Here is an 11953-nt window from a genome sequence, read left to right as displayed (position 1 = left end):
TTCGCTTTCCGCGGGCGAGCGTTGAGCCTCCTCGGGGCAACAGGATGTTGGTCACGGAGTCGTTGCCACAGGACGTGGCGTTCTTAGACTCCGTTCCTTAATCGTGCTGCGGGGTCTCACCTGTCTCGCTTTCCCGCAGGAGTCTTCGCTAATTCCACATCAATAAAGATAGCTATACAAGATTTTTATTATAAATTTTCTTCTATTTTTACTTTCAGTACCTTCTTTTTAAAGATGTCGAGAATTCTTTAAACAGAGGAGCTATTCAATTCAAGATTCAGCTAACCAATCTTCATATAATCGGTCTAATTGCTTTTTCAGCTTTCCGTACTCTTGGTCAGATAAATGAGGCTGTTGCATTCTTTTTTCAATTTTTTCAATTTGTTGTTCAGTTGTTAATGGCTTAGCTTGTTTGGATGATTTCGTCGCTTTTTGTTTATTTTGGATAGGAACTACTGACTGTTGTTTCCTCTTTGCCCATTGATAATCTCCATGATGAATCGTAACCGTCTGCTGATCAATCCAAGCAATTTTTGTAAAGATCTTTTGTAAAAAATAGCGATCATGACTTACGGCAATAATAGTACCTGCAAAATTTTGAAGATTATCCTCCAGAACTTCTCGCGATTCAATATCTAAATGATTTGTTGGCTCATCTAAAATGAGAAGATTAATATCTTGTTGCATTAATTGCGCTAATCGCAATCGCATCTTCTCTCCACCGCTTAAATCATGCACTTTTTTATAAACATCATATCCATAAAATAGAAATTGGGCGAGCACATGTCTTGCTTCTTCTTCTGTCATTGAAATATTTTCCCGGAATGCATCGATTAATCGGATTTGATCATCTACTGTATCAAATTGTTGAGCTAGATAGCCTATTTTCACGTTACTCCCTATCATACATTGCCCTTCATCAGGTTTAATTTCTCCAAGCATCATCTTAAGCAAAGTCGATTTTCCTGTTCCATTCTCACCGACAATTGCAAGGCGGTCTTGCCAATATACAGAGAAATTCACTTCGTTAAATAATGGTGCTTTGTATGCTTTGGTGACATTCTTGACAGTAATAACTTCCTTGCCACTGCGATCCGCAGCTTCTAATTGCAGATTCATTTTCTTTTCGATTTTTGGCCTTTTCACTAACTCTATTCGTTCAAGGGCCTTTTCCATACTTTTAGCTTTACGATATAAATCAGGATTTGGAGGAGATGCTTCATTCGCCCATTGTCTTAAACGTTTAATGGCCTCTTTCATCTTTTTGATTTTCTTTTGTTGCTCCTCATATTGAGCAAATTCTTGTGCAACTTTCTCTTCCTTGCCTTTTATATAAGCATCGTAATTGCCATGAAAAGTACTGGCTTCACCATCTTCTAGTTCGATCACTTTTTGTACAACATTATTCATAAATTGACGGTCATGTGAAACGACAATAACAGTACCTGCAAAATTCTTTACGTATTCTTCTAACCATTCAATGGCATGTAAATCTAAATGATTAGTGGGTTCATCTAGCAATAAAATAGACGAATTTTGTAGCAATATTTGACCTAACATTACCTTCGTTTTTTCGCCACCACTCAACTCATTAAATTGTTGCCCAAGTAATAGACTAATGCCTAAACCATTTGCGATACTCGCCATTTTCGATTCTATTTCATAGCCACCAAGTTGCATAAATTGTTCTTGTAATTGTCCGTACTCTTTTAGTACCTTTTCTAAGTTTTCTTCTGATGCCATTTGCTCCTCAAATCCTGTCATTTTTCGCTGAATGTTTAATAATGAGGCGAATGCTTCCATTAAAACATCTTTTACTGAATAGTCAGGATAAAGTGGAATTTGATGCAAATAGCCAACTGTACTATCTTTTTTCTTAATAATTCTCCCTGCATCGGGTACTTCTACACCAGCAAATAATTGTAATAATGTTGTCTTCCCACAGCCATTATTACCAACTATAGCTACATGCTCAGCTGTTTGAACTTCAACTATTAAATTTTCAAAAATAATATGGCCACCAAATGATTTGGTTATGTTTTCTGCTTTTATAGACATCTACTTTCCCTCCGGATACGTAGCGAAAAGCCTCTAAATACAAAAAGACTGCCCATTAACGAGCAGTCTTTTCAGTCTAAAATATGTGAAAAGAATGGTTAATCAGCTACGTTTTTTATTTGATTTGCATTAAAAATGGACATACCTATCCCGTTGTTAGCAAAATCAAAAGTAATGACTTGCGCAAAGTACTTAGAAATAGCTTTATCTAGTTTTGCACGAGTCTCCATAGCTGAATTTTTCATTCTTTTCACCTCCGTTCAAATATGATTACATGAATTATAACACGTTTTGAATTTTTTGAAAACTAAAATAATACCCTATTATGAATTTCTTCAAAGCTTGTGTTTGTGAATAGGGATGGGTAGAAACCGCTAACTTTCCGCGGACAAGCAAGAAAGCCTCCACGCTCACTTCGTTTGAAGCCACTGAAGAAGCACTAGTTTTTATGATGAAAATCTTGTGTTTCCATCTTAGTTGAAGTGGAATTAGCGGAGACTCCTGTGGGAAAACGAGCTAGACGAGACCCCGCAGGAAGCGAAGCGCACGAGGAGGCTCGTCAGTTCGCCCACGGAAAGCGGAGCTAATTCCACTTCATTCAATAGTAGATATATACTATAAATATTTGTATTACTACACTTTTTTAGTTCACTTACTTCTTTCGCTCCGAGGTCTTTCTTGCTTATTTTCGCGAGGAGTCTCACGGTTTCTATCCACAACATAAAAAAAGACTGCCTTTGATCATCGGTTTTCACCGACTACCTAGACAGTCCCTTCTAAAAATTAATGTTGATCAATTGTTTCTTTAGGTAGGTCTTTGCTTAGTTCGCAATATTTAACGAATACACGTGACATTTCGCGAAGACGTTCATGTACATTTTCATCAATAATGTTATTGTCTTTGTCAAAATGACCAGCATGTGTATATACATAGTTTGGCGTTACTAATGCGCGGAAATAATCAAGAATTGGTTTTAATTGATTTTCCACTACTAAATGATGTTGATATGTTCCACCATTTGCTACGATTGAAACTGGTTTATATCTTAATGCCTTAGGGTGAAGGAAATCGAAAGTATTTTTTAAAACACCTGGAATAGAACCTTGGAAAATTGGTGTTGCTAAAATGTAACCATCTGCTTCTTCTATTGTTTTTACTAATTTTTTCATATCATCATTGTATTGATCGAATGGACGGCCATCTACAAATTGATGTTCAAAATCAGCAAGATGTAATTGAGTAATTTCTAAATCCCCATCAAATTCATTTATATATTGTTCAACTTGTTCTAAAATAGCACCAGTTTTGCGACCAATAATAGTGCCGTCAACAAGCAAAATCTTCATAGGGTGTTACCTCCAATTCAAAATTCCTAAGGTTATTGTAACAAATGCAAAAGCCTTTCATAAGGTGATTAGCTCAAAATAACAATAAATCAGTCTTTTGACGGAAACGATAAATCTATTTTTTTATATTAATTTTCTTGAATTTAAAGTTCCTTTAGTTTCACTACTATTTTATACATATTACGGTTCTCCATCCCATAAATTGAAAATAGCAGCGGAAAGGATGGAGATGTATGAAATATCAACATACTGAGCAAACAACTAATAAGACTGTTTTAGTAGGAGCAGTGACTCCTTGTCATAATCTTTACCCTATCGAAAGAATCGTTACACTTTCTACGATGTTTGACAAACAACAAACTCAAATATTGGTTAATCAGGATGAACATGCAATTGAATTTTTAATTCAAAAGGGTTTTAACCCGATTGTCTATAAAAATGACAAGCAGTTAGCTTCAGAATTAACCAAGCTCTCACCTACCCTTCTAATTCATGACGTAGGGAGCACTGAATTACCTCTGATCGACCATTTAAAAACATTTATCCCAACAGTACTTCACTTTGATGATTTTGGAGAAGGTGGAACAGCTGCTGATTGCGTTTTTCATACCCTGTATCAGGAAAAGCGCGAAAAGTTACTACCACATTATTTAGTTGGCCCCTCTTCATATGTTGTACCAAAGCAACTACAGGCCATTCATAAAAAGACAGATGAATTAGCTGACAAACCGCATATTGTTGTAGCAATCGAAGGTATGGATGCGGATAATACAAGTTATCGTATTTTACGCCATTTATTACAATTGCAAATACCTATCAAAATATCAGTAATTGTTCAATCGAGCTATGCTCATGATGTAGACGAACTAAAATTAATGGCACTTAGCCGAAAGAACATAAAAATTATACAAAAAGATAATGCCCTCTACGAGCTATTAGGAGAGGCAGATATTGTAATTTGTGGCGCAAAATATACCCCATATAAAGTTGCAACTATTGGAATCCCATGCATTGTTGTTTGCCAAGATGAACTTGAAATGCAGCACATTTTCCCAACTGAATCCAATGGTTTTATTAACCTAGGGCTAGGTAAAAAGCTAAAACAATCTCTTTTACAAAATGCAGTGATGGAATTCCTTTTACACGATGCAAGACGTGAACATGCTGTTCGTAAGCAATTAAATATTGATTTAAATAGAAATAATCAATATTTACAATCATTAATCAAAAGTTTCATATCAAGTCATGCAAAATCAACTGCATTTTTAATAGAAGAACAAGCCAAGAAAACAAGCGGTATGATACAATAACAAAAAAGGTTTCTTTAATTAACCTTATAAATAAAGGAGCTTTATCATGCCAACAAAAGATGAATTATTGTTCCAAATCGCTGAGCTTAAAAGCGACTATATTCGACAACAAGGTGATATAGAAAAGCTAGAATCTACAGGATATCCTGAACTAATCGAAAAAGCAGAAAAACGTCTATCCGATATGGAAAAACAGCTTGCAGAACTTAACAAGCAACTTGAAGCTTGTAAATCTTAAAAGCGCCTGCTTAGTATAGAGGCGCTTTTTGCTGTGCTACGGAAAATCCTTTGTCATGATTCAAATTTTATACTATTCACTAAAAAAACTACTATACTACCCATGCAGATTCTCCATGCATGGATACGGAGGACCCTATAACACATGAGTATATTAACAGTTGAAAACTTAGGCCATACCTTTGGCGATCGTACCCTTTTTAAAGAAGTATCTTTTCGCATTGTAGAAGGCGAGCATGTTGGTCTAGTTGGTGCAAATGGTGTTGGTAAATCGACATTAATGCATATTCTTACAGGTGAGTTAATCCACGATGCCGGCAGAGTTGAATGGCTTCCAGGAACGCACTATGGCTATTTAGATCAACACGCTTTATTAACACCAGGTAGAACAATGCGTGATACATTACGCGACGCTTTCTTACCTCTATATAAAAAAGAAGAAGAATTAAATGAGATCACAACTAAAATGGCAGATGCAACACCTGAAGAATTAGAAGATCTTCTTGAACAAATGGCCGTTATTCAAGATGCACTAGATGCTGGGGATTTTTATACGTTAGATATGAAAATCGAAGAAGTTGCACGTGGTCTTGGGCTTGATGCAATTGGCTTAGACCGTGATGTCACTGCCCTTTCTGGTGGTCAACGAACAAAGTTATTGTTAGCAAAACTTCTTTTAGAAAAACCAAAAGTATTGCTATTAGACGAACCAACAAACTATTTAGATGAAGAGCATATCACTTGGTTAAGCAATTACTTAAAAGATTATCCACATGCCTTCTTATTAATTTCGCATGACACTGAATTTATGAATGGTGTAGTTGATGTTATTTTCCATTTGGAATTCTCAAAACTAACTCGCTACACAGCAACTTACGAAAAATTCTTAGAACTTGCAGAAATCAATAAACGTCAACATATCGATGCGTATGAAAAACAACAAGATTTTATTAAAAAACAAGAAACATTTATTGCAAAAAATAAAGCCCGATTCTCAACAACTGGTCGTGCAAAATCCCGTCAAAAGCAATTGGATCGTATGGAGCGTATTGACCGTCCAGAAACAGCTGCAAAACCACAATTCTCATTCAAGGAATCACGTAGTTCAAGCCGCTATGTCGTAGAAGCTGAGAATTTACTAATTGGTTATGACAAGGATAAACCACTACTTCCACCACTTACTTTCCAAATTGAACGTGGTGAAAAAGTTGCACTCGTTGGGATGAACGGGGTTGGTAAATCTACATTATTAAAAACAATGCTAGGCAAGATTCCTGCACTTGGTGGTAAAGTAGAACGCGGTGATTTCTTATTCCCTTCTTATTTCGAACAAGAAGTAAAAGCCGGTTCCATCACCCCTATCGAAGATGTATGGAATGCGTTCCCTTCTTTAGAACAAGCTACAGTGCGTGCATTGCTTGCCAAAACAGGTTTAAAAAATGAACACATTTCCCGTCCACTAAATCAACTAAGCGGTGGAGAACAGGCAAAAGTTCGTTTATGTAAATTAATGATGGAAGAAAGTAACTGGATGCTATTCGATGAACCGACAAATCACTTGGATATCGGTGCAAAAGAAGAATTAAAACGTGCCATGAAAGAATACAAAGGCACAATTATATTAGTCAGCCACGAACCAGAATTCTATGATGGCCTTGTCACTAAAGTTTGGAATGTTGCAGAATGGTTCTCACAAGGACATCAATAATTTAAAGCGGGGGCTTTCTGTTAGTTTTAACGATTAGCAGGCAACTATCTTAAATAAAATAATAAATGCTCTTCTTGTACGCGTCTTAGCTTTAGCTAGTCCCTTTTATGCTGACGCGAACAATGAAGAGCTTTTTTATCTCTTTAAACATAGTTTTTTGAAGAAAGTTTTTGCTTTACTTCGTAGAATTTTGGAGTCAATTTTGATATTCTTTTTTTCATTTTATAGAAGTTTTTATCGAATTTTTTTAGTTCATATGAGTTTGTTTTACTTCTTCTGATACTCCTTTTTACTTACCCCGATGCTTCATACTCGCTTCACCCGTTATTATTTTTCTATTATTTACCATGATATTTTTAGAGTTTTCCAATAGCTATCACTTGAAGTTGTGTAATTATTCATGGTACAAAAAATATAAGGATGGTGGTTTTATGAGCAATAATGACAATTCAGATGGTATATCGAAAAAGAAAGCAAAACATAAAAGAATCGTTATCCGTTTTGCTTTAATAACTCTTGGTGCTTTAATCATGGCAATTGGCCTTGAAAGAGTGCTAATCCCCAATAATTTAATCGACGGTGGTGTTACGGGTATTGCCATGATGGCATCTCACATAACAGGTACGTCACTTGGTCTATTCCTCTTTTTATTCAACATACCATTTCTCTATTTAGGGTATAAACAAATTGGTAAAAGTTTCACTATTTCAGTAGCATACGGCATTGCCGTATTATCACTTGCTACATCTTTCTTCCCACATGGACAAGCATTCACAAATGATACACTTCTAGCAACTGTTCTTGGCGGTATTATGCTTGGTATAGGCGTAGGGATTGCAATTAGAGCAGGCGGCTGTTTAGATGGTAGTGAAACGTTGGCTATTTTATTTAACAAAAAGCTTCCATTCTCTGTCGGACAAATTATATTATTCATGAACTTATTCATTTTAGGAAGCGCTGGGTTTTTATTTGGCTTAGATCGTGCCATGTATTCTTTAATCGCTTATTTCATTGCCTTTAAAACAATTGATCTTGTTTCAGAAGGGTTTAACCAAACAAAATCAATTTGGATTATTAGTGATCAAGCAGATGAAATTGGCGAAGCTATCATGGATCGCCTAGGACGTGGTATCACTTATCTTAACGGCAAGGGTGGCTATACTAAAGACGAAAAACAAGTCATCTTTTGTGTAATCAGCCGACTTGAAGAAGCAAAGCTAAAATCTATCGTAGAAGACGTCGATTCATCAGCATTTTTGGCATTTAGTAACATGTCTGAAATCCAAGGTGGAAACTTTAAGAAAAAAGACATCCACTAATTTTTTCATCCAATCACTGTATCAAACTGATACAGTGATTTTTTATTTTCAAGCCAAAATGTTCCCACAGCTAAACAAATTCAAAAAGTGAACATTTCGTGAATATGCTCACTTTTTTCATAAATCCCACTCTTTTTCTCTCAAAATCCTATTGATTTATAAATATCTTACTGATAAGATATAAATATAATAAAAATAGAGAAAGCGGGAATCTATATGACTGTTACAATTTATACTCAAACAAGCTGTACTTCATCTAAAAAAGCTTTACAATGGTTACGAGAAAATGATATAGCTTATAAAGAAAAACGTATTACTTCTGAAACCTTAACACTTCCCGAATTCAAACGTATTTTAAGTATGACTGAAGACGGTACAGATGAAATCATTTCGAAGAACTCTAAAGACTTTAAGAACTTAAATTGTGATGTTGAACAATTATCTATACAAGAACTTTATGATATTGTAAAAGATCATCCAAAGATGTTACGTAGTCCTATCCTTTTAGATGATAAACGCCTACAAGTTGGCTATAATGAAATGGATATTCGCCGTTTTATCCCTCGCAAGGTTCGTGCATATGAATTGTATGAAATGCAACGCTTATCCTATGAAGGTTAATGATACATGTTGGAGATGAGAATTATGAATGAAACAAGAAGAGAAAGCATCGCTTCCCTTTTTGAAATCGTTTCTTCTTTAGAAAGAAAATGGGCAAATGAGTGGAATAGTCACAATACGATGGGATTGTCAAAAACGCATATCTTTATACTGAAATTACTTCATGTAGAAGGACCAATGCGCCCTTCTGCTTTAGCAGAAAGACTTCACGTTACTTCAGGTGGTGTCACTGTACTCACTACCAAGCTGATCAAAGCAGGTTTTATTATTAAAACACAAAATCCAACTGATCGCCGTGCTTCACAGCTTGAGATTACTGATTCAGGTCATGAACTTTTAGAAACTGCTAACGAACATATTACAAATACTTTAGACCGTATGTTTGGGATGCTCACTGAAGACGAAATTCATTCTTTACGATCTATCTTCTCAAAATGCTTACTTGGATAAATTTTTAAAAAATCCTTACCATAAAAATAAAGTACTATTATTAAGTGCAGTTTTATCTTATAGTCTGCGTAATTCAAAGAAAAAAACCGTTCAAAAGTTTGAACGGTTTTTTGTTTCACCAAATAAGTCTATATATTATAGGCGATAGCATTCCTAGAATGGGAAAAATAAGCCACCAATAGTGATACATAAAATCCCCAAATGTCTTATGAGATAATTCACTTTGTTGACTATCTTCAACTTTACCTGAATATTTCTCTTCTCCTCGTATGATTTCATCTAAAGAGACCCCATATAAATCACTAAGTTTAATGAGATTATCTAAATCAGGATACCCTTTACCGAGCTCCCACTTTGAAACAGACTGACGTGAAATATCTAAAATTCTTGCAACATCTTCTTGAGAATATTGATGTTCTTCTCTCAACTTTTTTAAACGATTCTCTAATTCCATAAAATGATTGCCTCCTATTCAAGGGTTTAAATAAATGATAAGCAATCCCCATTTTTTAAACCAGAAGTCATTATTTGCAATGCGGCAACCAACAGTTGCAAATACATACATATTGGTTTACACATTGTTTCTTAGCGTTTTTCTTATATTTATTTCAAATAGTCCGTTTGTATTTATCATTATATTGTTTTTCCAACGCATTAATGTGAGTAATCCGTTTACAAGGATTTAAGTAGTCACCATCAAACTTTTATTATTGCTACAGTCTAACCTTCAAGCATAAAAAAATCGTTACTCTTTATATAGAGTAACGATTTTATATTCTTATTCACAGCCAACAAACTCTGCATAGATTGTGTGATGCAGTGATTAGATTGAGGGCTTTTTAAGCTGGTAATATAACTTCTGCTGATGTTACATCAGACATCATAATATCTTTTAAACGTTGTTTAGCACGGAATAGACGAGATTTCACAGTTCCAATTGACACTTTCATCAATTCTGCAATTTCTACTAAAGAATATTGGTTTACGTAGAAATATAAAAGCGTATTACGATAAATGCTATCTAATTGGTTAATTTTTTCTTGAACAATTTTAGCAATAACTTCTTGTTCAACAACAGTTTCAGTAGATGGATCATTATTGGGAACCAAATCTAATACTGGTACGTCTAATGTTTCAGGTTGGCTCATCATATATTTGCTGCGACGAACATTTTTGCGATAGCGGTCGCGGAAAGTGTTCATACAAATAGTTGTTAACCAAGCTTTCACATGTTCAACTTCTGCAACATAAGTTTCATAGCGAACAACCTTTACCCAAACTTCTTGCATAAGGTCTTCTGCTTCTGATTTGTTGCGAGTTAATTTTAAACATAAGTGATATATATAACGATTGTATTCTTCATAAACATTTTCAAGTGTAGTATCCATTTTCAAATCCTCCGGTTCATCGTCTTGCTTTGATAAACCTATTTTCGCAAAAACAAAGCTTTCACTCTATCGGATTAACTTTCAATTACATTACATTCGTGTAAGGTTTGTGTGTAAAGTATGTAATGAACCCCCTTAGCCTCTGTTACATCACCCTTATTTCTATTGGTTTTTTTATAAAAAAACCCTAAAAGCTTATAAATCAGCTTTTAGGAATTTTTAATTGTTCTTTTATTCTTCTATCGGTTGTTTTGTTATCGTCAATTTTGTAATTCGGCTATCGTCTACTTCATTTACAACGATATGTAGATTTTCAAAATCAAACATCTCCCCTGGCTCAGGTATGTGTAAACTTAGTTCTAGTACAAATCCACCTACTGTTTCATGATCTTGGGGAATAGCAACATTGAATAGATGATTTGCTTCTTCTATCTCTAATCGACCATGACAAACTAATGTGTCATCTGTAAGCTCATAAACAAATGATTCTTCTTCCTCATCTGATTCATCTTCAATTTCGAGACCTATCATTTCTTCTATTATATCTTCATGTGAAACGATACCGAGTGTACCGCCATATTCATCCAGTACAATGGCTAAATGTTTCTTTTGAGCAAGCATCATTGTAAATACTTTTTCAACACTAACCGTCGAGACAACATAGAGAGGATCTGGATCCATAAAATCACCCAACTTTTTTGTTGGATTTAATGACCATTCAACAAATTTCTTCGAATAAAACATCCCTACTATATTATCTAAGCTTTCTTCGTAAATCGGATATCGAGTAAATGAGTACTCTAAAATTGTGTTTCTTACTTCATCATAAGTAGCATCAAATGGCAAGCCGATAACATCCGTACGATGTGTACCTAAAACGTCTGACACATCTTTGTCTGGAAAATCTAATACTTCTTTTAACCGCTCAGATTCACTTTCATCAAATGTGCCTTCTGTCGAAGCAAAATCTACAAACCCTCTAAATTCTTCTTTCGTCAAAGATGCTTCTGTCACTGTTCCATTTGAAATAATACGAATGATTAGATTCGTAAACCCTTGCAAAATCCAAGTAATAGGGCTAAGTATTTTCACGAATAACGCTATAATTGGCGCTACTACATATGCAAGACGATCTGCAAAGGTTACGGCGATTGTTTTCGGTAAAACTTCTCCAAAGACAATAACGACAATTGTTAAGATTGTAGTAGCTACTGAAACCTGCCAGCCATGACGTATTGCGATAATTGTTAATAATGTTGGCATTAAAATATTGACCGTATTATTTATAATTAAGATAGTCGTAATCATTCGGTCCGATTGAGCAATTAATAGGTTTAGTTTTTGAGACATGCGGTCACCTTGGTTCGCCCGCAACTGGACCTTCATCCTATTTAAAGCTGTTAAAGCTGTTTCACTTCCCGAAAAGAAAAATGATATGAGCAAGCACAAGATTAGCCCAATAAATTCCAACGATATTCCTCCCCAAAAAACTGTTCAAGTTCCGTACAAATTTAT

General features: G+C 35.0%; 12 protein-coding genes. 6 read left to right on the top strand and 6 right to left on the bottom strand.

Translation table 11 applies throughout. The annotated features are described in order from the left end of the window. Positions 1 to 270: 270 nt before the first annotated feature. From abc-f to ABE048_RS06750, 3 genes are all read right to left on the bottom strand, one after another. Positions 271 to 2058 (bottom strand): ribosomal protection-like ABC-F family protein, encoded by a 1788-nt coding sequence (gene abc-f / locus ABE048_RS06760; RefSeq protein WP_430310103.1) that lies wholly within the window; start codon positions 2056 to 2058, stop codon positions 271 to 273. 98 nt (positions 2059 to 2156) lie between these two features. Then, a complete protein-coding gene (locus ABE048_RS06755; protein WP_430310102.1) occupies positions 2157 to 2303 on the bottom strand; it encodes an RAxF-45 family protein in 147 nt (48 codons plus the stop codon). Between the two features lie 538 nt (positions 2304 to 2841). Then, on the bottom strand, positions 2842 to 3405 hold the full coding sequence (locus ABE048_RS06750; protein WP_430310101.1) for an NADPH-dependent FMN reductase: 564 nt from the start codon (positions 3403 to 3405) through the stop codon (positions 2842 to 2844). Between the two features lie 233 nt (positions 3406 to 3638). Here ABE048_RS06750 and ABE048_RS06745 point away from each other — a divergent pair, with 233 nt between their 5' ends. The 6 genes from ABE048_RS06745 (at position 3639) to ABE048_RS06720 (ending at position 9050) form a co-directional block, all read left to right on the top strand. Beyond that, positions 3639 to 4715 carry a PseG/SpsG family protein gene (locus tag ABE048_RS06745; RefSeq protein ID WP_430310100.1) on the top strand — a complete coding sequence of 359 codons (1077 nt, stop codon included), beginning with the start codon at positions 3639 to 3641 and terminating at the stop codon, positions 4713 to 4715. A gap of 46 nt (positions 4716 to 4761) precedes the next feature. After that, on the top strand, positions 4762 to 4953 hold the full coding sequence (locus ABE048_RS06740) for an SE1832 family protein (protein WP_430310099.1): 192 nt from the start codon (positions 4762 to 4764) through the stop codon (positions 4951 to 4953). Between the two features lie 144 nt (positions 4954 to 5097). Beyond that, on the top strand, positions 5098 to 6660 hold the full coding sequence (locus tag ABE048_RS06735) for an ABC-F family ATP-binding cassette domain-containing protein (protein ID WP_430310097.1): 1563 nt from the start codon (positions 5098 to 5100) through the stop codon (positions 6658 to 6660). Between the two features lie 431 nt (positions 6661 to 7091). Next, the gene (locus tag ABE048_RS06730) at positions 7092 to 7979 is read left to right on the top strand and encodes a YitT family protein (RefSeq protein WP_430310096.1); all 888 of its coding nucleotides are present in this window, start codon (positions 7092 to 7094) and stop codon (positions 7977 to 7979) included. A 216-nt stretch (positions 7980 to 8195) separates the two neighbouring features. Beyond that, positions 8196 to 8600, top strand: coding sequence for a transcriptional regulator Spx (gene spx, locus ABE048_RS06725; RefSeq protein WP_430310095.1), 405 nt, complete (start codon positions 8196 to 8198; stop codon positions 8598 to 8600). A 24-nt stretch (positions 8601 to 8624) separates the two neighbouring features. After that, positions 8625 to 9050 carry a MarR family winged helix-turn-helix transcriptional regulator gene (locus ABE048_RS06720; RefSeq protein WP_430310094.1) on the top strand — a complete coding sequence of 142 codons (426 nt, stop codon included), beginning with the start codon at positions 8625 to 8627 and terminating at the stop codon, positions 9048 to 9050. A gap of 115 nt (positions 9051 to 9165) precedes the next feature. Here ABE048_RS06720 and ABE048_RS06715 read toward each other — a convergent pair whose 3' ends face one another. The 3 genes from ABE048_RS06715 to ABE048_RS06705 all read right to left on the bottom strand — a co-directional run bounded on the left by ABE048_RS06715 (position 9166) and on the right by ABE048_RS06705 (position 11908). Beyond that, positions 9166 to 9504, bottom strand: coding sequence for a helix-turn-helix transcriptional regulator (locus tag ABE048_RS06715; protein ID WP_430310093.1), 339 nt, complete (start codon positions 9502 to 9504; stop codon positions 9166 to 9168). A gap of 385 nt (positions 9505 to 9889) precedes the next feature. Further along, positions 9890 to 10438: an RNA polymerase sigma factor gene (locus ABE048_RS06710; RefSeq protein ID WP_430310091.1), complete on the bottom strand. Its 549-nt coding sequence runs from the start codon at positions 10436 to 10438 to the stop codon at positions 9890 to 9892. A gap of 231 nt (positions 10439 to 10669) precedes the next feature. Then, on the bottom strand, positions 10670 to 11908 hold the full coding sequence (locus ABE048_RS06705) for a hemolysin family protein (protein ID WP_430310090.1): 1239 nt from the start codon (positions 11906 to 11908) through the stop codon (positions 10670 to 10672). Between the last annotated feature and the right edge of the window lie 45 nt (positions 11909 to 11953).

The sequence above is a fragment of the Rummeliibacillus pycnus genome, from assembly GCF_050459865.1.
Classification (GTDB): Bacteria; Bacillota; Bacilli; order Bacillales_A; family Planococcaceae; genus Rummeliibacillus; species Rummeliibacillus pycnus_B.
This window is presented reverse-complemented; position numbering and strand designations above follow the sequence as displayed.